The organism is Microcoleus sp. K5-D4 (genome assembly GCF_036704575.1).
Lineage (GTDB): Bacteria > Cyanobacteriota > Cyanobacteriia > Cyanobacteriales > Microcoleaceae > Microcoleus.
Genome location: NZ_JAUBSD010000029.1, coordinates 1 through 26,366 on the forward strand (window position 1 = coordinate 1; position 26,366 = coordinate 26,366).

The 26,366-nt window shown below is 46.1% G+C and carries 21 protein-coding genes; 13 read left to right on the forward strand and 8 right to left on the reverse strand.

The window, feature by feature from the left end:
• The first annotated feature begins 452 nt into the window (after positions 1–452).
• From QUA77_RS11700 to QUA77_RS11720, 5 genes are all read left to right on the forward strand, one after another.
• Positions 453–1,592 (forward strand): GUN4 domain-containing protein, encoded by a 1,140-nt coding sequence (locus QUA77_RS11700; protein WP_333450237.1) that lies wholly within the window; start codon positions 453–455, stop codon positions 1,590–1,592.
• A gap of 152 nt (positions 1,593–1,744) precedes the next feature.
• Entirely contained in the window at positions 1,745–2,560 is an 816-nt protein-coding gene (locus QUA77_RS11705; RefSeq protein WP_333450238.1) for a PD-(D/E)XK nuclease family protein, read from the forward strand.
• 220 nt (positions 2,561–2,780) lie between these two features.
• A complete protein-coding gene (locus QUA77_RS11710) occupies positions 2,781–5,336 on the forward strand; it encodes a DHH family phosphoesterase (protein ID WP_333450239.1) in 2,556 nt (851 codons plus the stop codon).
• A 350-nt stretch (positions 5,337–5,686) separates the two neighbouring features.
• Entirely contained in the window at positions 5,687–7,990 is a 2,304-nt protein-coding gene (locus QUA77_RS11715) for a serine/threonine phosphatase (protein ID WP_333450240.1), read from the forward strand.
• Positions 7,991–8,806: 816 nt separating this feature from the next.
• The gene (locus QUA77_RS11720; protein WP_333450241.1) at positions 8,807–10,048 is read left to right on the forward strand and encodes a protein kinase domain-containing protein; all 1,242 of its coding nucleotides are present in this window, start codon (positions 8,807–8,809) and stop codon (positions 10,046–10,048) included.
• 158 nt (positions 10,049–10,206) lie between these two features.
• Here the strand turns inward: QUA77_RS11720 and QUA77_RS11725 are convergent, their stop codons facing one another.
• On the reverse strand, positions 10,207–10,425 hold the full coding sequence (locus QUA77_RS11725) for a DUF4327 family protein (RefSeq protein ID WP_006631282.1): 219 nt from the start codon (positions 10,423–10,425) through the stop codon (positions 10,207–10,209).
• Positions 10,426–11,071: 646 nt separating this feature from the next.
• Between QUA77_RS11725 and QUA77_RS11730 the strand changes: the two genes are divergently transcribed.
• A complete protein-coding gene (locus QUA77_RS11730) occupies positions 11,072–12,052 on the forward strand; it encodes an aspartate carbamoyltransferase catalytic subunit (RefSeq protein WP_333140553.1) in 981 nt (326 codons plus the stop codon).
• A gap of 137 nt (positions 12,053–12,189) precedes the next feature.
• On the opposite strand, the gene QUA77_RS11735 is transcribed toward QUA77_RS11730, so the two are convergent.
• On the reverse strand, positions 12,190–12,591 hold the full coding sequence (locus tag QUA77_RS11735) for an SH3 domain-containing protein (RefSeq protein ID WP_333037020.1): 402 nt from the start codon (positions 12,589–12,591) through the stop codon (positions 12,190–12,192).
• A gap of 636 nt (positions 12,592–13,227) precedes the next feature.
• On the opposite strand from QUA77_RS11735, the gene QUA77_RS11740 reads away from it, so the two are divergent.
• The 3 genes from QUA77_RS11740 to QUA77_RS11750 all read left to right on the forward strand — a co-directional run bounded on the left by QUA77_RS11740 (position 13,228) and on the right by QUA77_RS11750 (position 15,247).
• Positions 13,228–13,719, forward strand: a complete 492-nt coding sequence (locus QUA77_RS11740) for a molybdopterin synthase catalytic subunit (RefSeq protein WP_190659969.1) — start codon at positions 13,228–13,230, stop codon at positions 13,717–13,719.
• A 122-nt stretch (positions 13,720–13,841) separates the two neighbouring features.
• Complete coding sequence (locus tag QUA77_RS11745) at positions 13,842–14,501, forward strand: sigma-70 family RNA polymerase sigma factor (RefSeq protein ID WP_041622468.1); 660 nt, start codon at positions 13,842–13,844, stop codon at positions 14,499–14,501.
• Between the two features lie 140 nt (positions 14,502–14,641).
• A complete protein-coding gene (locus QUA77_RS11750) occupies positions 14,642–15,247 on the forward strand; it encodes a zf-HC2 domain-containing protein (protein WP_333037018.1) in 606 nt (201 codons plus the stop codon).
• Between the two features lie 167 nt (positions 15,248–15,414).
• Here the strand turns inward: QUA77_RS11750 and QUA77_RS11755 are convergent, their stop codons facing one another.
• Positions 15,415–17,916, reverse strand: coding sequence for an NACHT domain-containing NTPase (locus QUA77_RS11755; protein WP_333450242.1), 2,502 nt, complete (start codon positions 17,914–17,916; stop codon positions 15,415–15,417).
• 222 nt (positions 17,917–18,138) lie between these two features.
• On the opposite strand from QUA77_RS11755, the gene QUA77_RS11760 reads away from it, so the two are divergent.
• The gene (locus QUA77_RS11760) at positions 18,139–18,726 is read left to right on the forward strand and encodes an ATP-binding protein (protein WP_333450243.1); all 588 of its coding nucleotides are present in this window, start codon (positions 18,139–18,141) and stop codon (positions 18,724–18,726) included.
• A 54-nt stretch (positions 18,727–18,780) separates the two neighbouring features.
• Positions 18,781–19,497 (forward strand): response regulator transcription factor, encoded by a 717-nt coding sequence (locus QUA77_RS11765; protein WP_333450244.1) that lies wholly within the window; start codon positions 18,781–18,783, stop codon positions 19,495–19,497.
• A 23-nt stretch (positions 19,498–19,520) separates the two neighbouring features.
• On the opposite strand, the gene QUA77_RS11770 is transcribed toward QUA77_RS11765, so the two are convergent.
• Positions 19,521–19,925 (reverse strand): gamma-glutamylcyclotransferase, encoded by a 405-nt coding sequence (locus tag QUA77_RS11770; RefSeq protein ID WP_333450245.1) that lies wholly within the window; start codon positions 19,923–19,925, stop codon positions 19,521–19,523.
• A gap of 120 nt (positions 19,926–20,045) precedes the next feature.
• On the opposite strand from QUA77_RS11770, the gene QUA77_RS11775 reads away from it, so the two are divergent.
• Positions 20,046–20,645, forward strand: coding sequence for a glyoxalase-like domain protein (locus QUA77_RS11775; protein WP_333037013.1), 600 nt, complete (start codon positions 20,046–20,048; stop codon positions 20,643–20,645).
• A gap of 129 nt (positions 20,646–20,774) precedes the next feature.
• Here the strand turns inward: QUA77_RS11775 and QUA77_RS11780 are convergent, their stop codons facing one another.
• From QUA77_RS11780 to QUA77_RS11790, 3 genes are all read right to left on the reverse strand, one after another.
• A complete protein-coding gene (locus tag QUA77_RS11780; RefSeq protein WP_333450246.1) occupies positions 20,775–22,052 on the reverse strand; it encodes a bifunctional sterol desaturase/short chain dehydrogenase in 1,278 nt (425 codons plus the stop codon).
• A 73-nt stretch (positions 22,053–22,125) separates the two neighbouring features.
• Positions 22,126–22,749 (reverse strand): restriction endonuclease subunit R, encoded by a 624-nt coding sequence (locus QUA77_RS11785; protein ID WP_333450247.1) that lies wholly within the window; start codon positions 22,747–22,749, stop codon positions 22,126–22,128.
• Positions 22,750–22,889: 140 nt separating this feature from the next.
• Positions 22,890–23,762, reverse strand: a complete 873-nt coding sequence (locus QUA77_RS11790; protein WP_333450248.1) for a polysaccharide deacetylase family protein — start codon at positions 23,760–23,762, stop codon at positions 22,890–22,892.
• 101 nt (positions 23,763–23,863) lie between these two features.
• Here QUA77_RS11790 and QUA77_RS11795 point away from each other — a divergent pair, with 101 nt between their 5' ends.
• Positions 23,864–24,568 carry a Uma2 family endonuclease gene (locus tag QUA77_RS11795; protein WP_333450249.1) on the forward strand — a complete coding sequence of 235 codons (705 nt, stop codon included), beginning with the start codon at positions 23,864–23,866 and terminating at the stop codon, positions 24,566–24,568.
• Positions 24,569–24,606: 38 nt separating this feature from the next.
• Here the strand turns inward: QUA77_RS11795 and QUA77_RS11800 are convergent, their stop codons facing one another.
• Positions 24,607–26,250 carry a family 10 glycosylhydrolase gene (locus QUA77_RS11800; protein WP_333450250.1) on the reverse strand — a complete coding sequence of 548 codons (1,644 nt, stop codon included), beginning with the start codon at positions 26,248–26,250 and terminating at the stop codon, positions 24,607–24,609.
• Positions 26,251–26,366: the final 116 nt, after the last annotated feature.

Genomic DNA, 26,366 nt, shown 5'->3' on the forward strand with positions numbered 1-26,366 from the left:
TGATTTTAAATCACCCTAACCTTCCTTCAGTCTTGTCTTATGGTACTTTGGCTGCTTAAAAACTGTCCGGACTATTGACTTATCTGAAGTAACAGCTCAAATTCAAGAATCATTAATTCAACTTCAAACACAGGGATACACTCCACAGGATGCTCAGCAGAAAGTCGCTAGTGACTTAGCGTCTCAGGCTAATAATGATTCTCAAGCCACAAGCAGGTTACTCAAGTTGAGACAGTATGTACTTGATGCTAGTGCCAATGGTCTGATTGGTGAAGCAGTGGTAGGGGTAGTCAAGCTAGCGCTAGGATCATTAGGTATTCCTCTTTGAAAGACAGATAAGCTGTCGCGCATTTAATCTGGAGAGGCCGACTTATTCAAACTCTTGTAGGGCGTGCAGGATGCCCACCCTACAAGTTAAATTATAATCCCGAATAGCTTATTTCGCTAAATTAATGATAGGTAAAATAAGACAAATCTTTAAGAAATTCAGTATTTTAATATCTCGGCTACCAGGAAGTAAAAAGCAACGATATTACTTCTTTAGCGTATTAGTTGGACTAATAAGTTTTGCGATTGTTGGCACTGGCGTTCTGAATCTAACTAGGTTGATAGTTAGCGTTGTAATATTCGGAGCTTCTAAATTGTTATGGGATTTAGGCGTTAATACTCCACAAGAATCAAGAACTAACTTAGAAGACAATACCCAAAATAGAGATTGCAATATTTACACAGGGGGTGGTAATTATAATCAATCTATTTATGGCGACTATATCCAGGGAGACTATATAGAAATACAAGGTTGTTACATTAACACCAATCAGGACTTATCTGATGTCGTCGCAGAGTTGCGCGAGGTTGTAGAGCAACTTAAAAATCAGGGATATAGTGCGGATAAAGCTGAGGCTCAAGTAGCCCAAGATTTAGAAGAAAAAGCCCGCAGTAACCCGAAAGTCAAAAAAAGAGTGGTTAAGTGGGCAAAGTCTTTAAATAATATGTCTAATCGAATAAATAATGAAGCTGATGCAGCAAAAGAAGTTATTAAATATGCGGCTGCTTCTCAATATAGTTCGTCTGCTAAATCCACCTCCGTGGTCGGAGGAAAGTATTCTAAATTAGAGAGCTTGCTCGAAGCTAAAGAATGGAGGAAAGCTGATGAAGAAACTGAGAACCTTATACTACAAATCTTAGGTAAAGACCCAACGAATACTCTCTTTTCTTACAAATTCTTATCAGATTTCGACATTGAAAGATTACCGATTAAAGATCTTGACTATATGGATAAGCTCTGGATACAACATAGCAAAGGACTTTTTGGTTTTAGTGTGCAAAAGCAGATTTGGGAAAGCATTGTTGGTAATAAACCTAACAATAACATCTCTTCGGGCTATAATGAGTTTGAAGCGAAGTTTGCTGAGAAGGTTGGTTGGTACGTGAAGGATGATTGGATATATTACTCTGATATTAAATACTCTCTCAGAAAATCTCCACGGGGACATCTTCCCATCAAAGTAATGTTACCGGGACATTCTAATAAATGTAATTTTGATACCTCACTTTTTAGAGTTTTTGTTAAGCGTCAATATGACTCATAAGTGAAAAAATAAAGTTCTTCTGTATTGAGTGAGTAAACTAAGAGCGCGCGTTCATCCAAAAAATCTAACAGAAGTGCGCTCGCAATCTCATCCAAAAACGCAATGCTCAAATTATCCCCTCATAAATCCCAGCCGTAATATCCTAAATAAAAATGCTCCGACTCTCCCAAACCCAACTCAAAATTCTCGAAGAATGCCCCCGCAAATTCCAACACAGCTACCTCGAACTCCTAGCCACCACCGCCTCCCCAGAACACAAAGAAAAACTCACCTGGGGAAGCCACTTTCATCTATTAATGCAGCAGCGAGAACTCGGACTTCCCATTGAATTTATCATCCAACAAGACCCCGAACTGGGACGCTGTGTGGCAGCATTTATCAACACCGCACCCGAACTTTTCGCCAATTCAGAAAATAGCGATCGAATTTTCCGCCAAGCCGAACACCCCCGCACCCTAATTTTCCAAGACTACCTATTCACCGTTATCTATGACTTGCTAATAGCCGAACCAAACGCCGCCAAAATTCTCGACTGGAAAACCTATCCCCGCCCTCAAAAATCAAAATGGATAGCCGAAAGTTGGCAAACTCGCCTCTATTTATACGTCTTAGTAGAAACCAGCGACTATTCCCCCGAACAAGTTTCTATGACATACTGGTTCGTACAATTGCAAGGAGAAGAACCGCCGCAAAAACTCACATTTTATTACAACCAAACAGAACACGATCGCACAAAACAAGATTTAACCCACCTATTGCAGCAGCTAACCGACTGGCGACAGCGCTATACCGAAGGCGGCGAATTCTTACCCCAAGTAGAAATTAGTTCCAATCTTTGCGATTCCTGTCAATTTGCCACTCGCTGCAACCGCACAACAGACACCCAAGCTTCCTCACCAAATCTTCCGGCAGAAACTCCCACGGATTGGCTACCAAATCTTGCTATAATCGACGAAATATTTATTTAATATATCAACAAACCCCCCAAATTTTACTCGTTACTAGGCTCTGCCTGGTAACGCATATAGGGAGGCTCTGCCTCCAATTTTCGCGATCGTAAGCGAGGCAGAGCCTCTGGAAATGGGTTCCCAGGCAGAGCCGGGGAACGAGTGACGGGCTTAAGTTTTATTTAACATACAAAAAAGCCCTCGGATTCATCTGTGGTAAAAATCTAAAATCTAAAATCGAATGACAGAAACCGCTCACAACTGGCAAAATCAACCCTTACCCCAACCCCCAGCTTGGCTGATAGAAGCTGTCAGGAACCACGCACCAGAACTCCCCGGAAACTATGCCGCCGCACTTCTGTGGTATAGAGGAATTCAAAACCCAGAACAAATACCCGGTTTCTTAAATCCCAAACTTTACCAGCCAGCAAGTCCCTTTGAATTCGGACTAGAAATGAACTGGGCGATAGAAAGAATCCAGCAAGCACGAAACAGCGGTGAAAAAGTAGCAATTTGGGGAGACTTCGACGCTGACGGCATTACCTCAACCTCCGTACTTTGGGACGGTCTGGGAGAATTTTTTGCTCAAAACAACCAACTAATTTATTACATTCCCAACCGCTTAACCGAATCTCACGGACTCAATATTGCGGGAATAGATGCCTTAGCAAAATCTGGAATTAGCTTAATTATTACCTGCGATACCGGCAGTACAAACATCGCCGAAATCGAATATGCCACCACCTTAAACATCGATACAATTATCACCGACCATCATACATTACCGGACGATCGCCCGCCAACTACAGCCATTATCAATCCCCGCTACTTCCCCCCAAACCACCAACTATTTAACCTCTCAGGAGTTGGAGTAGCCTACAAATTAGTTGAAGCATTATATCACACATTACCGGATATTCCGCAGCGCCCGCTCACAGATTTATTAGAATTAGTAGCGATCGGCTTAATTGCCGATTTAGTCCAACTTACAGGAGACAGCCGCTACCTAGCACAACTCGGAATCGAACAACTGCAAAAACAACTCGCAAATCCCACCCGCCCGGGAGTTGCAAAATTGCTCGAACTGTGCAAAAGATCGGGCGATCGCCCAACCGACATTTCCTTCGGTCTCGGCCCCCGAATCAACGCCGTCAGCCGCATTCAAGGCGACGCCAGCTTCTGCGTAGAACTCCTCACCAGCCGCGACAAAAAACGCTGCGAAGAACTAGCAAATTTAACCGAAATTGCCAACTCCCGGCGCAAATCTTTACAAAAAGATGTTGCCAAAGATGCGGCCGCCAAATTAGCCAAACTCGACCTCTCAACTACTAGCGTCATCGTCCTCAGCGACCCCCAATGGCCCGTAGGAGTATTAGGATTAGTAGCGGGACAAATCGCCCAAGAATACGGCCGCCCGGTGATTTTATTCAGCACAGAAGGAAGCGAAAAAATTAATGAAAATTCCCCAGAAATACAATTTACCTCTTTATTAGATTCAGAATCACCAACACTTTCCCAATCCAAAATTGCCAGGGGTTCCGCCCGTTCCGCCAATCAAATCGACCTTTACCAATTAGTCAAAGACCAAGCGCATTTATTGCACAGATTTGGCGGTCATCCTTTCGCCGCCGGATTGAGTCTCCCAGTTGAAAATATCCCCCTATTTACAGATGCGGTAAATCAGCAACTGCGACAACAATACAGCACCGATAGTTTAACAGCCGCCCCCGTTCAAGCCGACCTAAAAATTACTGTCTCCGAATTAGGAAAGGACTTATTTCAAGAACTAAAATTGCTCGAACCTTGTGGCATGGGCAACCCCGCACCCAAATTGCTGATTGAAAACTGCTGGTTTGAGAATCTTTGGAATCAAAGAATTAAGGATTTGAAAGGGCAAAAAGTAGAATATATCAAAACAGAATTTACAATTAGGGATGAATCGATCGATACGGGATTTCCCGGCATTTGGTGGGGACACAATCAAAACGAAGTTCCCCAATGCCGCTGCGATGTCACTGTTGAACTCGATTTTAATACTTACAAATCGCGGTATGAAGTGCGCCTCGTATCAGTGCAAGAACGCACGGAAGACAGCCAAATAAATTCTCAGACTAAAATAGATTGGATCGTAGACTGGCGCAATAGAAATAATGATGAAGTGTTATTAGCAGCCAGCACAAAGTTAGAATCTCCAATGCCGATCGACAATCTAGTTTACAATTCCGAAAAGGTCGATCGCGAAAACTCGATCGTCCTCAAAGAATGCCCCGCAAGCTGGGACGAACTGCGGATCTGGTTTCGGCAAGCACAGCACACTCAGAAAAAACTCGCGATCGCCTATACATTACCCCCACTCGTACCCCCACAGCAAATCTGCCAACAGCTAATCGGCATCGCCAAATACCTCAGCCGCACCAACAAACCCGTCACCAGACAGCAACTCCGCCAAAAACTCGGCATCAGCGACACATCGCTGCAACTAGGGTTCAAAACCTTAACATATCTCGGTTTCCAAATCCATTACCGCGATCGAGCTTTCCACATCGCCAGACAACCCGAAACCCCACAGCAGCAAGACGCGCTCGCTCAAATGCCCAAACCCTTATTAGATAGCCAATCCATTCAATTCTCAGTGCCAAATTCCCCGATTGCCGCGCGTTTTGCAGCGCAATTCCTAGCAGCAGTCTCCGAAGAACAATTCCGGCGGAAATATTTCTGTGAAGTACCCCTCTCCACCATTGTGTCGATCGCCCGAGAAACCGTTTTCCAAGAAGATTCTACAGCAAATCCCTTCTAACTGATATCTAGCAGCATTGTTAAGAACGGCTCTCCGGCCCGTTCCACTCATAAGATAACTTTGCTTATGGGTTACACACGCTGTTACCACTGGTGGGGCTGGCTTTTGGACCCCAGAAGCGAGAGAAATTTTTGTGGGTCTGGCTTAAGAGGTCTATTCCTGACACGGCTGCCACATCTCAGTTCTAAGAAATATCTTAGTTCTGAATTCATCCCGATAAAATAAGGCATAGGGCAATGCGAGTTATCCGTTGCGAGTCAGGCCCAAAACTCATAACTCCTAACTCACAGCCCAAAACCCAACACTCCCCACCGCCAAACTCGATCGCCCATCTCCAATTTAAAACCCCTATGCTTCTCTGTCCCCGCTGCCAATTTGAAAATCCCAATCCAAACAAGTTTTGTCAACAATGCGGAAATTCCCTAATTTACAAACCTTGCCACGAATGCGGTGCCCAAGTCGCTTTTAGCGCCAAAGAATGTCAGAATTGCGGCGTCGCAACAGGTCAAGTGTGGCGGGCGATTATCTGCGGTCGATCGAATTTTCCAGCAGTCGAGGCAGACGAATCCACCCTACCCCCAGCCGAGTTTCTGCAAAAACCAGAGATGGTGCCAGAAATCGCATCGCCCCAAAACTCTCCTGAAGCAATCACAGACGCCATTAAAACAGAAATTACCACCCCAGCCGAACCCCCAACAGCAGTCGAATCAACTTCTCCACTGGCCGAAGCCGCCGAATTCAGCAGCGCCGAAATAGACGCTGTGGTAGCCGTGGGGGCGATCGCACCAGCATCCTTTCAAACAAAAGAAAAAAGCTCTACTACAGCACCAGAGCGCGAAATCACCCCATCTGAGCAGAATTTTACAACCGCACCACAGCCTAAACAAATCCAGGAAGCAACCGAGAACCCCCACAGCCCAAACATAGCTGACACCTCCCCTCCATCTCCAGAAGTCCCCATCCCCAATTCACAATATTTAATCCCTTCCCAGCCAGCCGGAGCTTATTTAGACACTCAGCAGCGCTACCAACTCCTAGAAACCGTGCCACCGAGAAAACGCTCAGACACAGTAGCAGTAACAGTATTGGACTGTCAGCCGCTGGAAATGTCACCCCTCAAAGCCATGCTAGCAGCCAACTCTGCCAGCGTCGCCAGACGAACATCCCCCTATACCGCAGCAATCAAAGGCGGAGAAAATTCAACCAATTCCGCCTTAGCAGAGCTTTGCCAAGGCATAGCTGAACCTTATCTGGCACTGCGGTGGCAATTCTCTCAAAACCTGCCAGTAATTCACGATAGCTGGTCAGACAACGAACAAGCAGTCCTGCTGCTAGAAGACTGCTCCCAATGGCCGCTGCTGGTAGAACGCTGGAGTCAACCCGAAACTTCCACCCAGCAAATTTTATACTGGCTGCACGAAATGACAGAACTCTGGGCTGCCCTAGAACCGTGGCGCTGTCGGCAAAGCTTGTTGGAACTGACAAATTTGCGAGTCAACCCCGACTCTTCCTTTTCCTTGGCTTCTTTGCGGCTGCAATACCTCTATCCCGAACCCGCCGGCTCAAACCTGCAACTGGTAGATTTGGGGCAATTGTGGCAGGTGATATTTAGCCAGTCCGATCATCGCACTCAGTTTGGCGCTTTGCTCGAACTGCTGCAACAAATGTACAGAGGCGAGATTAACACAATCGAGGAATTGCGATCGCGCCTAGAAACAGTTCCCCTCGAACTCCAACCCGCACCTTCACCAAGCTCAACCCCGACGCGCCGGCCTTTCCGCGGCCCCGACGAGTCGCCCCCCGACGTTGGCGAGGTCTTAACCCAGCCGATGCCACTCCAGATTTACAGCTTAGAAGACGCAGGCCTCACCGATGTTGGCCGCACGCGCGACCACAACGAAGACTTCTTCAGCATCTGGACTCAGCTCAACAAACTCGAAAGCTCCTTCGGTCGCATCTTTCAAACCAAAGGGCTTTACATTCTCTGCGACGGCATGGGCGGACACGACAGCGGAGAAGTAGCCAGTCAACTAGCCGCTGAAACTCTCAGAGAATTCTTTCAAACCCGTTGGGAAAATCAACTACCTCCGGCAGACACCATCCGCGAGGGAGTCCTGCTAGCCAACAAAGCCATCTTTGAAATCAATCAAAAGGACGGACGCTCCGGCAGCGCCCGCATGGGTACAACTCTAGTCGCAGTCTTAGTTCAAGACACCCAATTTGCCGTTGCCCACGTCGGCGACAGCCGCCTCTACCGACTGAGAAAGGGACAAACCCTAGAAAAAATCACCTCCGACCACGAAGTAGGTCAGCGCGAAATTAAGCGCGGGGTTGACCCGGAAACTGCTTATGCCCGTCCCGACGCCTATCAACTAACTCAAGCCCTCGGCCCGCGAGACAGTAATTTTCTCAAGCCTGACGTGCAGTTTTTAGACTTGTGCGAAGATACCTTATTAATTTTGGCTTCCGACGGCCTGACAGATAATGATTTGTTGGAAACTCACTGGCAGAACACTCTCGAACCCCTGTTCAATGCCCAAGCTGATCTCGACCAGGGAGTTGCCCAGTTGATTGAACTGGGCAACAAACGCAACGGTCACGACAATATCACGGCAATTATCATTCGGGCGCAAGTAGGCGCATTTCGATTTTAGAATTTGGATGCTGCCAACTTTTTCAAAGGTGGCGCTTTCCCCCGTGACGGCATGGGTTAAACCTGCAACTGTTGCAGAGAAAAAAAACAGATTCTGCCGTTTCCGGGCAAGGCTTTAGTGTTCGCTCTGTTTTTAGGTATCCGGTGTTAAAACAGCTTCGGTTTGAGTGTTAACAAACTGATTACAGACCCATACGATTGCAGAAAAGCTGTGAATTACCAACCATTTATCCGTAGCTTTAATTTTGAGAATTTGTTCAGGGAATCTACCGGAAAAAGTGGCTTGATAGGAAGTGGATTCATCATAGTTGAAAGAACTTTCACTTACAAAAATAGTTGGTCTAATGAAAAAAAATCAACTAAAATGAAGTGACCCAGCAGGCGGGCTGATGCGAAATCTGTTTTATACTCGATCGCTCTCGGGGCAATTTGGGCATAGGCAGGAAGTGTCCGCCCTGCCCTACATATAGATGTGGGGGTAAATCAAAACCTGCTGCTACAGCAAATGTAGGTAAAAGTTGAGCGATTTTTTACCTACTTTTTGTAGTTTCCAGTGTTAAATCGATCAACTGTGTTTTGAGGAGCGATCAGCCCCTCACAAATTTGATGAATAATTGTTCCCAAAAAACTATTTATAACTTAATTGTTTATGAAATCTTTAATCATAATCAGGATATTATAAAGTTTTCCTGAAACGAACGTGTGAAGCTCATAAGTAATTTTTAACTTCTAATTTTTCAAAGCGCTACGCCCCAAATCTGTAAATTCCTGCCAACTCTCACTGCCACATCAGGGAGTTCAACCACATCAATCGAAAATGCTGCTGACTCTTTTAGATCCAGAAACACAGACCCCCCTACAACAGTGGAGTTTCGAGAGCGAATCCATTATTCGCATCGGCCGTTCTCCAGACAATCACGTTGTGATCCCCAATGCTCTAGTGTCACGGCAGCATCTGGAATTGCAAAGAGTTAATAGCGGGAGATCCAGCCAGTGGTACTTAGTCAATTCGGGGACAAATGGCACTTTGGTGAACGGTATTCTCATGTCTCAGGGTTGGATATCCGACGGTGCCCTGATCCAGTTGGCGCGGGGCGGCCCAATTCTGCATTTCCAAGTGGTTACTATTGAAGTCGGTGGCAAGATTGAGGCGAACCCCACCGTCAATCTCGTGGCACCGAGGTGTACCCACGCGGGAAACCCGCCGGGGAATTTATTCTGCATCCACTGCGGCGAACCGATTAAAGTCGATCGCACTGTCCGACACTACCAAGTGCTGAGAACTTTGGGCCAAGGCGGTATGGGAACAACGACTTTAGCCTGGGATCGAGATAAAGCGAAAGCTCAACAACCCGGAAGTTCCCCCGCAGATTCTCTGGTAGTCCTCAAGGAAATGAATGCTGATATGGCTCAAATAGTCAAAGCTCAAGAACTGTTTGAACGTGAAGCTAAAACTCTCAAGGCCCTCCACCATCCGGGAATTCCTCAGTTTTTTGACTTTTTTGTGGAAGGGGGCAAAAAATACTTGGTGATGGAAATGCTCCACGGCGAGGATTTAGAAAAACGCATCTACAACCGCGGGCCTGTTGCTCCCCAACAAGCAATAGAGTGGATGATCCAAACCTGTGAAGTTTTGGACTACATTCACTCTCAAAAACCCCCGATCGTCCACCGGGATATTAAACCTGCTAATTTGCTGGTGCGCCACCGCGACAATTGCATTACAGTGCTGGATTTTGGTGCTGTTAAAGAAATCGGCACTCCTCCAGGGACTCGCATCGGCGTTGAAGGCTACACCGCACCAGAACAAGACCGGGGACAACCTCTCCCTCAGTCGGATTTATATGCTATTGGGCCTACTTTGATTTTTTTGCTGACGGCCCAAAGCCCTCAAAACTTTTACGGGAAAATAGCTGGAGGTTACGGGTTTAAGCTCGAAAATATTCCGACGATCGCCCCCAAACTGCGGGAGACAATTTTACGAACCACGGCAGCTAAGCCTGGGGATCGCTTTCAAACTGCTCAACAATTAGCTCGAGCTTTAGCAGCTTCCTTTTAATAGAAGTCAAAAGTCACAAGTCAAAAGTCACAAGTCATTAGGAAGAGGGCAAAGGGAAGAGGGAAGAGGGAAGAAGTTAGCAACGGAAATTTATGAAAGAAAATTTACCCGATCGCCTCGAAATTTCTCTCCGACACCCCAGTCCTCCGTCTTCTCTGTTATTCTTCGTCCCAAGCTTCTACAGCTATCAACTCGCTCACGGGGTCTTGCATAGAAAAATCAAACTCTAGCAATTGCTGTTTCCAGTACGGCCATTCGTCCCCGTAAAGCAGAGCAATTTTCCAAATACTGTCTGTCGGCTTGATAATGTCAGACGTGACGAGAGAATGCACCTGACGCTGGAACTTAACCATCGGCTGTATAACCTGCTGGCTCATAATACCTCTTGAATTGTTTAAATCTTGTGTAATTACCACTTCCCAGCTCTCACTTTTTACCGCAGTTTCGCCAAGAACAGTCTCGCCAAGATACGTGTAGATTTTTGTCGGGAAGCTACATATTCAACTTGTATCTTAACAGAGTTCGTTTTGACAAGGGGCTATAAGCAGGACTGAAGAGTCAAGACCGACTTCAAAGAATTAATCATCTTTAAAATGTCCCGCTATATGCTGTCGATTGACAGTGGAAGGTTGGCCGCCTCGATTGTTTCCACATAGTGGTAGATGCAAGGGCTGCGTTCGGGTTGTTCTTGACAAGGCTGAGTTTGCGTAGGAGAAACTGCAACTACTGCTCTTTCGCTGCTAAAGCGTAATTTCCGCTTTCCTGCGGGTAAACCACACCTGTTTCACCTTCGACGCTGGGTTCGCTGTGAGAGTGGGGTCTGAGCTACATAAACTGATTATAACTCTACTCACCGCAAAAGCGATCGAAAATTGTTGGATACTGTTGATCGCCACCCCTAAATGTCGATCAAACATTCAAAGGCGACTGCTGAGCGGGCGTACCAGCAAGTTCCAAACCCATCATCCGTCCTGATTGAGTCAATCTAAAATCTAAAATCTAAAATCTAAAATCTAAAATTGTATGACTTGGACAAGGCGACACATTCTCACTCTGGCTGATTTTACCTCGGACGAATACGATACGGTGCTGCAAACTGCAGCCAGTTTTCGGGAGGTGCTCGGCCGCCGCACGAAGAAAGTGCCGGCCCTGCAGGGTCAAGTGGTCGCGAATTTATTTTTTGAACCTTCTACCCGGACTCGCAATAGTTTTGAGTTGGCGGCGAAGCGGCTGTCGGCGGATACGCTAAATTTTACGCCGGGAAGTTCTTCTCTAACGAAGGGGGAGACTATTCTGGATACGGCTAAGACTTATCTGGCGATGGGAACGGATTTGATGGTAATCCGGCACGAACAAGCTGGAGTTCCCAGCACGATTGCTTCGGAAATGGATCGCTTGGGTTCGAGAGTCAGCGTTCTCAATGCAGGAGACGGCCAGCACGAACACCCATCGCAAGGTTTGCTAGACTTATTTACTATTTGTGCTCTGTTAGATACCGAACGTCCGCGGCTGGAACTTTTAGCGGGCAAAAAAATTGCTGTGGTGGGGGATATCTTGCATTCGCGGGTTGCTAGGTCTAATATTTGGAGTTTAACGGCTTCTGGGGCAGAGGTTCATTTGGCCGGGCCGCCAACTTTGCTACCGCTGTTGTTTGCTGAGTGTGGCGATGGTAGGGAAGGCAAGTTATTTTTGCACTGGCATCTGGAACCTGCTTTGGCCGATGCTGATTTTGTGATGACTTTGCGGCTGCAAAAGGAACGGATGAGCGACCATTTGCTGCCGAGTTTACGAGAGTACCATTCTTTGTACGGGATTACGCGCGATCGGCTCAAACTCTGCAAGCCGGATGTGAAGGTGTTGCACCCTGGCCCAGTTAACCGTGGCGTGGAAATTAGTTCAGACTTGATGGACGATGCCCAGTTTAGCCTGATTTCTCAGCAAGTTACCAGCGGCGTGGCGGTGAGGATGGCATTACTTTATCTAATCGGCGGCGGTAAAGTTTAGGCTGTTAGTTGTTAGTCATGAATTTCGGATATTCCATGATTTTCAGGATCGATCGCCTCTTTAAAATAATCGTTACCCGGTTTTGCCGGGTAACGATCAACACTCTTTCTAGAAATGTAAAGTGCTCTAGTTAAGAGTTAGGAAAGCCACGAGGCTTTCACCCAGCCGCCACCTTTGAGTTGGGCCCAGCCGTATCTGTAACGCCCGGTCAATTTCACATTGTCTCCATTGTATAACTTGCCGATGACATGAGAACAGCCATCGGGGCGGTGGCGGATATTCAGTCGGCCGCCGTTGGTTGCAACTTCGGCGTAGCTGTGACGGCTGTGATGAGCGCGATGGCCACAGTGTTTGCGGTAGCAACCTGCTTGGGCTTCGCCACCGACACTCAGAACAGATAGGGCTACTGCCATACCTGCAACGCCTATCCATGCAGAATTAGGAATTTTCAAGCCCAGTTGGTCTAACGACTTGACCTGGAGTTCGGACTCTGGAGATTCATAAGCAACAAAAGAGTGGCTCAATGCTAGTGCTTCCATAGTTTCCTCGTGATTGTTGTTAACCTTTCTTGGTGCAGACTCAGGTCAAAACCTCAATTAACAGCCCAAATTATTAACTTATGTTTCATAAAAGCCACAAAAGGGCGTTAAGGTCTTGCTGTTGCCGAGTATTGGCTAATGTTCCTGAACCCTGCACAGGTATATCATGTCATTGATGTAGCTTTCCGGAACAAAAAAATAAATAAAGTTTACATCGGCTGCTAAAAATTTTGCAGACGCGGATCAGAACTCCCGGCAGAATTAAACTTAACTGTGTCATTCAAAAGGGAACGAAGTTATCGATTGGGGTTGGAAATTGCTTGTACTGAGTTGCGAATGACACTACTTATTTTGGTGCGGATTTATTGAATTGCTACAGCAATATCGGCAGTTAATTCGATCGAACAAGCATCCCGCTCGTCTTCAAGCACAATCTTAATTTGCTTCGGGCCAGTCATAGTGTAGCCGATCGCACTGGTGCAGAAGTTCGGGAAGATGGCATCGGGCCCTGGCCCGTGCTACGAGATTAGCCTCAAGATTAGCCACCCCGTCTCCTTGACAAGGATGCAAGATCAATCGATCGCCACTTGATTTGTGTCAAGATCAATTAACATATCCAGCACCACTTCTTTGGCAATGAACTCTAGCGCTGCACTTTCGATCGGCACAATTCCTCAACGGCATGAATCAGACAGCTTCGCCATTACCTTAGCGCCCTTGTCTGTAGAGGAAATATATGCTTTGGCAGATGACCCCGCGAACGGAGCCGTGGTAATGATGAGCGGTACAGTCCGCAACCAAACTGACGGTCAAGCTGTAGTTTCCCTAGAATATCAAGCCTACGAACCTATGGCTGTGCGAGTATTCCAGCAAATTGCTACTGAAATCCGCCGCCAGTGGGCCGATGTCAATCGGGTCGCTATTCACCACCGCGTCGGACACTTGCAGGTGGGCGAAATCAGCGTACTGGTGGCTGTTGGCTGTCCCCACCGGGGGGAGGCCTTTGCAGCTTGCCAGTACGCCATAGATACGCTCAAACACAATGTACCGATTTGGAAAAAGGAACATTGGGCTGACGGTTCTAGCAGTTGGGTTAGTATAGGAGCGTGCGAGGTTGTCGGGCATTAGTAAGCAGTTAGCAGTCATTGACTGTTTGATGACTCAAGCCGATCGCAGTTTCCGAGCGCGGGAACCAATAGGGATCTGCTAGCGTCAAAAAGTGTGGAATGTTCGATGAGCCAATTCCACCGATGAGCGACTTTATTTCCGTGTCCTGGTCTGCGGTTGTGGCGACCGTTCAAAGAGTGCAATTGCCAGCCGAAAAACTCTCTAATTATGACTTGGTGTTGCGGTGTCAGGAAGGAAATCGACCTGAGACCACGGCCTTTTCAGAACTGTTGAAGCGGTATCAGTCCCACGTAGACAGGGTTCTTTATCACTTGGCCCCTGACTGGCAAGACCGAGCAGACTTGGCTCAGGAAGTGTGGATTCGGGTCTACCGCAATATTAACCGTTTGCAAGAGCCTGTTAAATTTCGGGGCTGGCTCAGCCGCATCGCCACTAATTTGTTTTACGATGAGTTGCGGAAGCGCAAGCGGGTGCGAACTCCGCTGTCGCTCGACGTACCCCGTACTCTGGAAGATGGCGAGGTTGATTGGGAAATTCCGGCAGACAGTCCGGGGCCTGATGAAGATTTGACGACTAGAGAATTTTACGACCAGTTGCGGGTGGCGATCGCAGATTTGCCGGAAGTATTCCGCACAACAATTGTTTTGAGAGAAATAGAAGGTTTAGCCTATGAGGAAATAGCCGAAATGACCGGAGTTTCTCTGGGAACTGTCAAGTCGAGAATTGCTAGAGCTCGCCAAAGATTGCAGTTGGAATTGCAAAAATATCTCGATGGTAATTAGCAAAAGTATTTTCAGAGGCGGGTTAAGAAGATTTGGTGATGTTTGCTGTGACATCAAAACTTCTCTTTTAAAATATAAATAAGCAGTAAATCCTTCAAATAGCGAGTGCGTGATTCCCCAATTAGAGCAAGTCTGAAATTATGAATAGTAACTGTGAATTCGATAAAAATCAGAATCAGCAAGGTGTCGGGGATTCACTCGCTGAAACTCAAGTTAACAACAATTATGCCCAGGGCAATGTAACTACTATGATGCGCGATCGCTTTGAATTGCTAAGTGCCTACCTCGACGGTGAAGTGACGGCGACAGAACGCCGGCAAGTTGAGGAGTGGCTGACAAATGACCCCACTACGAAGCGTTTGTACTCGCGACTGCTGATGATGCAGCAGAGTTTTCAGGCACTGCCGGTGCCTGCTTCGGAACAATCTGCCGAGGAGTTGGCGGCGAAGGTTTTGCAGCGGGTGGAACGCAAGCCGAAACAAACTTGGATTTTGGGTGGAGGTGCGATCGCAGCTTTGTTGATTGCGGTGGTGTCTGGTGTCGTTGGCGATCGCCAATTGTTTGCTCCTCAGTTTGCTCGATCGCCCGTTCCTGCTGAATCAGACGGTTTGATTATGGCTTTAAACGAGCCTTTGGTGGAGATGGTTAATCCCAACGATTTGATGCTTGGGGTGAATGCACCGATCATGGATATTCCCAAAGTTGGTGTAGCAACCCCTCAAAAGTCATTGCCAAAGGCGCAGTAGGATTTCTGTTTTGAGCATAACTGAAGTTGCTAAGCTCCCTAAAAAAGGGGGCTTTTGCCATTTTTCCCAGTTTTTCAACGTGGATAGATCCTTTGACACTTCGCCGGCTTTGAATGACGAATTGTGGGGCGATCGCATCTTGATATCGGAGTAGGTAGCGAGTGGAATTAGAGCGGGCGATCGCACTTGTCATCGGTTTTTTGCAGATTTGCGATCGGCAACAGCAATGTCTCCTCAATTTCCTGCCGCACAGCAGGAGATACATTACAACCGCTATTCAGGCACTCTACCAGCAATTTATTAGCATCGTAATACTTTCTCAGCAATGACTTTTGCTCTTGGCTGAAGTGCCAATCGTGACCTATATTGCGATACTTAATCATCAGATTTATTAATTGCTGAGTCCAATCTTGACCTTTAGCATTCCACCACTCCCGCTCGCTTCTCCACCACTCCTGTATTCTGTTTATATATGCTGAATCATATAGTTGGTTTCTGAGTTTTTGCAGAGATTGCTTCAATTCTGGTTCCAGATTTAAATTGAGAGTAAAGGCGAGGATAGAGAGGAGATTGCGACCTGATGCAGCAGCATAAGTATAGGGAATATTAAGGTCAATTGCATAAAACATTGCAACATCAAGAACAATATCAGTCGCCAAGTCAGAGTGGCGTTCAGTAGCCAAGCCAGAGTCACGTTCATTGTCATAATAAGAAGTAAAGTCCAAGAAAAAAAGTTCAAGGGGTGGTTTAAAGGTATGGTCAATGGCATAACCAAGAATACGGATCAAATTTAAGTCAAAATTCAAGTTAGAACCAGGGTTACTAACGCGCTCTACCTCTCGACCCAGATAAAAAGCGCGGATAGCTGATGGTTTATAGGGAGCCTTAATGGAAAAAGATTTATTTCTTACCCACAGGAGGAACTGCTGCAACTGCTCGTCCTCAGCGACCAGTCCATCAACTTGCTGTTTCATTGACAGTAACAAGTCATCAGCTTTTGGCAACATTCCAACTGCTAAGAACAATACTTCTCGCCAACGCTTCTCTGTCAGGTTGCTGACCAGTTTTTCCAAAGCTTGGGGAGCGGAATTTTTAACAATTTGTCTAGCAGTGAAATACTCTTGGAATGTTAGATGAGAAAACGAATAAATCCCTCTTGCCCTCTCCACTAATAATCCATGTTGTGCCTCGATCGCCTTCAGGACAACCTCACTATCCATTTCTAACTGAACGCGGTCAGTTGTGGCATCGGGTAAGTGAGCCAGATAGTCGGCAATCAATTGCTGAACAGTATTTTTTTCAAAAAAATAATCGCCCTGCTCAAAAGTAATAGCTGCCACAAAAGCAAGTAAATGTTGTTTGCGGGAAAAATTTAAATCTCGATAAACTTCATCCCGTTGAATGCCTCTAGTCTCATCCCATTTTCTGAGCATAATTTCCATTCCTTCCTCATACAACTTGGCTCGGTTGGATGGAAAATCTGCTTTGGCTTGGAATACCAAACAAGTCAGATTAAGCAAAATTGGCGTTACTGCTAGTTCTCGAATTTGCTGATTTTTTTGCAGTGTCAGCGTCTCTACAAATTGAGAGGCTAAAGCTTTCCCTGCCTCAAGATTCTGGGAAAATGCTGCAAACCAATTTTTAGCAAAGGCAGCGGTTTGCTCGCAATTAAAATCCGCTACCTCAACACAGGTAAAGGCTTCGTCGTGAAATCGGTACTTAGCAGCGGCAATTCGACAGGTAATAATAAACTGATTGTTGTAATACTTTTTGACAAACTGACGAATCTGTCTGACGACTGCCTCGCTATCTGATTCTGGCACTTCATCTAAGCCGTCCAATAAAATTAAACATCTGCCTTGACTAAGTACAGATTCAGTTTGCGATCGCGCCTCAACTCCGCAACTGGCAAATTCATCGCTGATATATTCTAATAAGTCAAGATTAGCGATTTCAGCAAAGGTTTTTAGAGGTATAAAAATCGGTATTTTGTTTGCTTCAAATTCTGATCGATCGCACTCAATGGCAATGTGTTTTAAAAAGGTAGTTTTACCGGAACCAGGTTTGCCGAGTACCATCAATTTAGAGTGAGATTTCACTGCATCCAATCCAGGGACTCGTTTCTGGCGTACTTTACCCAATCCTAAGCGGTTAAAGTTATCCGCATCTGGGTTGAAGTCTCTCAATAAATCGCGAATTTCTCCCGGCTGCCAACTGGTAATTTCCTCCAAAATGTTGACTTCAACGTAGAGCTTGCTGACATCAACGGGCTGTGCAATATCTAACAGTTGCATTTTGCTGTAAAGCTGTTGGATTTTGCTGTGGCATTTTTGCCGGATCTCTTCCACTACCGAATCAATGTCTAAATTCGATGGCTGCGTATTTTCTGGTGGAGGACGATCGACAATTTCTTCCCAATTCAACTGCAAAACCGTGCAGAAAGCCTTGAAAGCATTGGCTTTAATGGGTTCTTGTCCTCGTAAAAAACGCCTCCAAGTTGGCAGCGACAGACCATCGGCATAAGGGCCTGCCTCTGTCCAAGTTCGATCGGGTTCTAATTTTTGACTAGCTTCTACTAACCATTTGGGGTCTTCTATTGTCGAGCCCCTTTCTCTTCTAGCTTGCTTAATTTTTACTAATCCCTCCTCAGAGGCTTTGAGGGTCGTCATTATATAATTTACTTCTCTAATTGTCAATGTCAATTTTAGATCAGTTTAGCGATCGCAAACTGAGTTTGTCAAGACCCCAGCAACAAAGAGAAAATGATCCTGACAACAACTGCAGGGCATACGGGAAAAGTCAGGCATAAATCAGGCAAAATTAACCCTTCAGAATGCCACTCTCTTGTGTCTCTAAAAATCACCTATTAAATGATGAGAAAGGATAGCAACATGAAAAATAGTATAAATGACATTCCCTCCCGTGGAATAGGCATAAAACTTATTAGCAAAATTGCCGATAAGCTAAGCTATACACGCACTTATGACGAGCGAAACTGTCTATTAATTGTGAAATATTTTCATCCAGGTATAATACCACCCCAACCTCCGCCTCAATCTGGTTATTTAAAGCGGGTACTTGACTTGTGGAATGCCTTTATTTTGGGGTGGCAAAAGCAACGCAATTACCAATCTTGTCAAACTTATAACCAGCCAATTAAAACAATTCACCTTCAACTCAATACTGACCTCAAGAGTGTTGTTCAAGTTTTATGGTGGGTCGAGAAGTTAGAGTATCTACCCATTCCCGAAGCAGTTTTGCAGCAGTGCAAACTTGCTACGATAGAAGGGTTTACAAATGCTGTTCGTCACGCTCATAAAAATCTGCCATTTGAAACTCCGATTAACCTTGAAATAACCGTATTTAGCGAACGCCTAGAAGTCAAAATTTGGGATATGGGAGAGCCTTTTGACCTCCAAGCTAAGTTAATTGAAGAATTACCAGTTATTTGGCTCGATCTGGGATTTATGCTTGACTAAAGCTGTACTGTAATTGCCAAGTTTCAACTGACAAGAAAAATATTTTTTTTTGTGATGACTACTGATACTGTTCCCAAGATTCTAGTTGTGGATGATGACCCATCCATCCGCACTCTAGTTCATCGTTTTTTAACTCAGAAATATCAAGTAGATTCGGCAGCAGATGGCGAGACCGCTTTAGAATTGTTTGAGAAATTAAAGCCACTGCTAGTAGTTCTCGATTGGAATTTGCCGGATACTACAGGCTATCACCTCTGCCAAGAAATGCAGCGCCGTACTAATGTTTTTGTGATCATGCTAAGCAGCCGCACAGACGAAGCTGATAAACTTAAAGTCCTGTCCGCCGGTGCTGATGATTATATCTGTAAACCCTTTGGTTTGGCAGAGTTGGCAATTCGTATAGAAGTTGTGTTGAGACGCATGAGACCTGTGACTCCATCACGTATTATATTCGATCGATTCGCGATCGATTCGGCGCGTCGGGAAGCAACACTCAACGATCGCATTATCAAGTTAACAGCCTTGGAATTTAATATCCTGTATTTTTTAGCAAGTCATTCCCGTCAATCTTGGAGTCGCCAACAGCTAATTGAAAAAATTTGGGGGTGGAACTGCAACGACACAGGAGAAGAGAAAGTTGTTAGCGTACATATCGGTCAGATTCGCAAGAAAATGATTGAAGTTGATGCTACTGGATCGCAGTTTATTAAAACTATTCGGGGTTACGGTTACAGGTTTGAGCCACCTTCGCCCACTGCAATGGCTATTTAGTAAGCTCATCGGCATTAACCACCTTATTTGGTGAAAAACCGATTTTCCCACCTGCCGTGGGGCAGCCAGATGCCTCCTAGGGAACGAACGCGATCGGGTAACATGAAGTAAGCCCAAGCCGTGCCTAAAGGTTTGAGGTGCAGATCGAAGATTTCGATTTCCTGCCGCTGATATTCGTTTTGTGTCGGTTCACGCAGCGGATGATAGTCTTCCAATCGATCTAAATCGTCCAAAATAGCCGAGTTTGCGAAACAGAGAAGAAAACCGCAGACTGTGCCATCTCCGGCCATCATCGCAGGATAGCCGATCGGCAGGGCAAAAAGTTGACCGCGGGCGATCGCGGGGTAAGCATCCACAACTTTTCCTTCGCAGTAGCGGAGGTAGTTGGACTCCCCCGGTTTGAGAGTGCCGTATACAAAGACTTTCATCGGGTAGGGCTTAACCGCTAGTTTTTGCTAACATAGATGGCTAAGCTAATAGTTTAAGTCTCGCGGGCGATCGCGACTGCAATCTTGATAAATTTCGTTGTTTACCCTTTCTTATAATTCATGACTCTAGCAGTTAGTTTTATTGCTTTTGGACTTCACCCTTTACACCTGAGTTCTTTCTTGCCATCCCTGCCCCTTGACAGCTTGTTTTCGACTCAAGGGATTATGGTGATGCTGCTGGCCGCCTATGCGGGGGCGATGTGGATGTTTCTCACCAGTGCTCCGAAGGTACACACGGTAATGGTATCCGATCTCGGACAAGCCAGGGAGTTCTATGAAGGTATGCTAAACCTGCCCGTAGCAGAAGTGCCGCTGCACTACTACTACAATTACGAGCAAACTTTGGGCACAACTGGTATCGATCCGCTGTATTTGTCGCCGAATGTCGGGAGGGCAACGAGCTCTCAAACGATGGGCAGTCCCGAGGGTTTGTGGTATCAGTTGATGAAAAATACCCAACTGCACATTATTAGTGGGGCCGGTGTAGGGGAAAAAAATCGCCCGCGTCACGTTTGTTTCGATCGCGAATGTTTGGATCAGCTATTGATGAGGGTACAAACTCGGGGCATTAGTTATAAAATTCGCCGGGAAAAGCCGCTGAATTTTTTGGTCAAGGATTATGACGGCCGGGTAATTGAAATGGCTGAGGTTAGTAATTAGAGAAGACTCGGCTGTTGAAACCGATCGTACACAAAATTTAGTCTCTGCAGAGAGGGACAAAAGAATCAAAGGGGTATTACATCCCAAGTTAGAAACCCGGTTTATCTAAAAAACCGGGTTTCTTGTTGATTAATTAATCTTAGATTCAACGCTAGATTTTTCCGAAACCGCCGCTGCTTTAATCTCTGAAATCGCTTTCCGGCTGAAAATTTTGAAGTAGAGAGAAACAAAAAACTCTTTGACTGGAAAAACTATAAAAGTCAAAGGATTAATTGTCACGATGATATTGCGCGCATCGGCTTTAGCTTGTTTGACAATTTGCTGCGCTACCCAGTCAGGAGACAGGATGCCGATCGGGTTTAAGTTGCTTTTAAACGGCCCTAAAATCAGTTTGCGAACGATGCAGGGTGCGTCTAGCCGCCGCAGGGTGACTAAATCTCCCAGGGCGCGTTTGCTGAGTTCGTACAGGGGACTGACAGCGGGAATTACTTCTGCTTCTGAAGTGTTGATCCAGACTTCTTTGCAAGCGATGTTTTCGTTAGTGCGGACTGTTAAGAAAAAGAGTTCCATCAGCCGCCACGCGGAAAAAGTGTTAATTTCGTAGGAGTTTGCGATCGCCTCTCCTGTTCTTTCTCCGTGTACATTAATCCCGTGATTGATGACGAGAATATCGATTTTTTCTAAAAATAGGGCTAAGTCTGCCTCTTGACCAGCTTGCCAAGTTACGGTTTTTATAGGTAAACTTTCGCCGTCTAAATTCAAAGTAATTTCCTCATTTCCAGAGGTGAGGGCGATCGCTTTTGCACCAGCTTTGTGCAGGTGTTTGAGAAGCGAACGACCTAAAGTTCCCGATGCACCGGTGACGGCTACAGTTTTGCCTTTGAGAGAAAGTGCTGTACCCATAAGTTTATCTATTAAGGTGAAAGTACCGCAATAGTAAGCATTTTGATTGTCGAAGTGATGCCGCCAGTGATAAGGTTTATTAACTAACCACTTGCCAGGGGGAGTCAGGAAGTCTCCCGGTTGGTGGGTGATGTCGGTTAATTCGTCTGCGCCTTTGATGCCGCACCCGCGGGCGATCGCGCTCACCAAAAAGCCTAAAGTATAAATACAGCCCGCTGCTGCGCCCCAGTGATATTCCGGTAGCCCAAAATAAGCTACACCCCACAGCAACAACCCCAAAACCATCATCGCCGCAGCTTCGGGCACGTCGTGACGCCAGTGTGCTTGCTTGTAAATTGTCTCGCTGACGGGGGTCAAATTCGGGCGGAAAACGCGGTGATGCCAAGTGTGCAGCTTTTGCAGGGGTGCCCAATAATGGGACACGACGTGATAAAAGTCTCGTATTATTTCTGCCCAGCAGACAGAAGCTATTGCCACAGCGCCGACTATCGAGTAATTTACCATGCTCGCACCAGTTTGAAATTTGAGATATTAGATATTGTCTGCTTTGAAAGATAACTCAAAATGGCTTTTATTGCTAGTCTGGAAGTTGACTCAGGCGTTTTAAAATCTGCAAAACCCGGTACAATTCATTGCCGGGATTGCGGATTACAAATTCTGGAGATAAGGCATACTGAGCTATTTCGCCTCTGACTAACTTGACAAAACTAAAGTTACCACCTGTAGAAATCATTCCAAAAGTAGGAGTTTCGGGATCGGGATCTGCGAGCATATATGTCAGGAGTTGGGCAAGTGCTTCGTCAGTTGAAAACGAAAGTTGTTTGGATTCAATTACTGTCACCCACAAGTTTGCTTTCATAATTAGGATATCTATTCTGCCTTCGATGATTCTGCCTTCGTCTTCCTCTTGAATGGCGATCGACTTTTCGGCTTTGACTTGAAAAGGAGACTCATACAGACCGGCAATAAACAAAATGGGGCTGATGATTGTTAGCTTGACTGCATTTTCCAATACAGGCGGGTTGTCTACTAAGTTGAAGTATATGTCTTGGACGCGATCGAGCAATTGTTTTTCTGAGTCTGTTACTTCGGGTAAGTTTTCTTGCCATTCTCGGAAAAATTCGCTGTTGCGAACTCGCTGCAAGCCGAAGTTATCGATTAGATAGCGGAGGTTGATGTCTCTTGATAGAAGTTTTTGCATTATGATTAATAAAGGGTTTTATGGTTATTAATAAGTTTAGCAGAATTTTGATTGTTGACCGCAGATGGATGCAGATGAAATGCAGATAAAGCCGATTTTGCCCAGATGTCTGTTCATTGGGATTTGCGATCTGCAATTCGCTATTTTTGGGCTGCTTGCATTTGCAGTAATTGCGGCACGGTTACAAAACGATATCCCTGCTGTTTGAGTTTGGGAATAATTACAGATAGCGCCTCGACTGTTTGCTGGCGATTTCCGCCGCCGTCGTGCAACAATACGATCGCCCCGGTTGAAGCTTGGGATAGCACGCTACGGGCGATCGCAGCCGCCGGAGGTTGCAGAAAGTCTTTAGGATCGATCGACCACATCACCACTACATAATTTTTCTTTTTAGCGTAATTTGCCAAACCGTTATTTAAGCGGCCGCCGGGGGGGCGAAACAAGAAACTTTTGGCCCCAGTCGATCGATAAATATGAACCCCAGTATTATCTATTTCATCCGATGCTGTTTTTTCGGTAACATTGTGAGAATAGTGATGCCAAGTATGATTGCCGATCGCATTTCCCGCTTCCACAACTCTTTTCGCAATTTCTGGATACTCCCGCAAATTTGCACCCAAACAGAAAAATGTACCCACAACTTGATATTTCTGCAAAACTGCTAATATTTTCAAAGTTTCAGGCGAAGGGCCATCGTCAAATGTCAGGGCGATAACTTTTGAGTTGTTAATACTGGCTTTATAAACAATTTGGCTGCGAAATTGCGCGGGCGGTGCGAAGACTAAAGGTTGTTCGGGAGGTTTGGGAGAGGGAGTTGCGGGGGGAGAATGTGGTGTTTTTTGTTTTGGAGGTTTCAGCAGGTTTGGCGGGGGATTTTCAACGGGTGCGATTTGTTGGGCGAGCGAATTTGAGTTTGCAGTTTGTCCCGTTTCAGAAATAAGGGAAATTAGGGCGATCGATCCGATTAAAAACAAGATTTTTAGCGCCCATTGATTGGTCAATTTGGTACTCATTTGCCACAGCATTTATTTCTGATAATATAACTCTGGCTTACAGCTATGCCTAAAATTAGATAAAATTCAAGATACCGACGCATAACAACAGGAGAAAAGCCATGATTGCTCCCGCAAATCTCAGCCGCATCAGCATCCCTCCTTTGGAAAATGGCGATTTGCTCACCCGTGCCGAATTCGAGCGACGCTATACAGCGATGCCGGGACTCAAAAAAGCAGAATTGATCGAAGGAATTGTTTATATGGCTTCACCCTTACGCTTTGAACCCCACGCCGAACCCCATGCGGATTTAATGGGCTGGCTGTGGAGTTACAAAATTGCTACTCCAGGCGTGCGTCTTGGCGATAACCCCACGGTGCGTCTTGATGTGGATAACGAACCTCAACCGGATGCTGTATTGCTGATTGATGCCCGACATGGCGGTGCAACTAGCCTCAGTGATGACGGCTACATTGTAGGCGCGCCGGAATTTGTTGCCGAAATTGCTGCTAGTACCGCTACGATCGATCTGCGGGACAAAAAGCGAGTTTACCGCCGCAGCATGGTGAGAGAATATCTCGTTTGGCAAGTAATGGATCGCCGCCTTGATTGGTTTTCCTTGCAGGAAGAAGAATATATTTCTCTGCTACCCGATGCAGAAGGAATTATCCGCAGCAGAGTTTTTCCGGGGTTGTGGCTGGCTGTTCCAGCACTCTTAGACGGGGATATGCCAAGTGCGATCGCAACTCTTCAAACGGGATTAAACAGTGCCACGCACCAAGAGTTTGTCCAACAGTTAGCTGCTTTCCCAAATCCCGTTTTGTAGAGACGCTACAAATCGCATCTCTACAACAACTAATCCCCCTACAACCGGCAAGTTTGCCGCGCCCTTTCATCCTCCGGTTCTTGCCACCCAAAAGCAAAATGACTCACCGCATTAATTTGCGGCGTCGCAGAACGAATTGCCCGCATTTGAATCTCCAAAGACGGCCGATTTTTGAGAGGTTTTCCCCAATCTCCAGCAATAGCAGGAATAATTTTTGCTCCCGCAGGCGCTAAACTTACTGTCCGCTGCACCTGTGGCACAATACAGCTTACATCCCCGCAATTTCCGTAAGACATGGCGTGGAATTCTACAGTAGCCGGAAATGTGTCCCAAGGCTGCAATCTTGAATCATATCCCCCTTGATTTATCGCTTGATTTGCAGTGGGAAAAAACACCGCTCCTACAGGAATTCCCATCCTTTGAGCTGGTTGAATTGCTACCCCCAAAAAATCTAAAATCCCTTGGACTGCGTGAGCAACGCTCAGTTTCCACAGGTCTTTTTGCAGAATGCCGGTATCGGGAAGCCGCGGTGTCGGTTTTGGTGTGGGAGTTGCAGGGTTTGGCTTGTTAGTGGCGGGAGTTGTTGAGGCTGTTCTTGATGCGGCATTCTCCCTTCTAGAAGGTGGAGTTGCTACTGACATCACCTGCGGAATTCGGCCCTGCCAAAGAGGTTCTCGCTCAGTTGGATACTGTTTGACTACTGCTTGAACATCATTAGTATTGATAAATCCTCTAGTCAAATATCGCTGAATTAAATCTCGCCCTTGCTGATTGTTAGCCCGCTGCAAAAGAACCTGCTGCGATGCTGGGCCGTAAATCCACAAGTCTTGAACTTTGGTAGCAACTGAAGCGGGTCCGATGCCCCGTAGATAGCGAATGTAGTCGAACAACATTCCTTGGGGCTTGCGCTTGACTATTTGATTTACTAACAAAGTATAGTCTTGCCGTGCTTGTGGGTTGTACGGATCGATAAAGGCTTGATTGCCCGGAACTTCTCCGAAGTCCTCGTTAATTGCTGCGCCTTCACTTACTGTTAAACTTGTCTGATTTTTACCGTTGATAGCGAGGGTTTGCTGTCTGTCGGCACGCTGAGCATAGCTATAGCCAAAGTTCATGGTAAATAACCAGGCATAAACTTTTAAACCTCGCTGTTTGCCTTTGGCGATCGCCTTTTCTAACAAATCGTATTTCTCGTAACCGCGATTTCTCAAAACAGAAGGCCAAGCCGTAGGATTGTCTGCGACTGGTAGCAGCACTTGACCATCGTAAAACACTTCAACATAGACTTGGTTGTAGCCTTTATTCACAACTTTGTCCAATACTCGATCGAGTTCTCCGGGTCTGACATCGCAGGGATACAAACGCAGCCAAACTGCTTGGGTTTCCGGCCAAGTTTTTTGGCGGCATTCTGCTATTTCCCGCGCGTGTTTGTTCAAAACAGCAAAATATGCTTGCTGAGATTCCCGTTTTCCCGAGAGCGCGGCGCGGCGCAAGTCTTCTTTTTGATTGACTTGTTCTTGGGATAATTGACAATAGGCTGATGTTTGGGCAAAAGCTGGTTGATTTCCGATAAACGGCCAAACAAGCTGGCTGATGAAGCTACTGGTTAAAACAGCAGTTACCGCACTTAAAAAGCGTCGCTGGTGTTGAAAATTCGCGATGCGAGTTGGTGCAATTTTCATGGGAGAATGGAATGGGGTTTTCTGGTTTAAATTGGGTGGCGATCGCAAAAATGCGATCGCGCTCAACAAGCAGCTACAAATTTTCTACTTTTTTCGGTTGACTTAGTTATGGCACA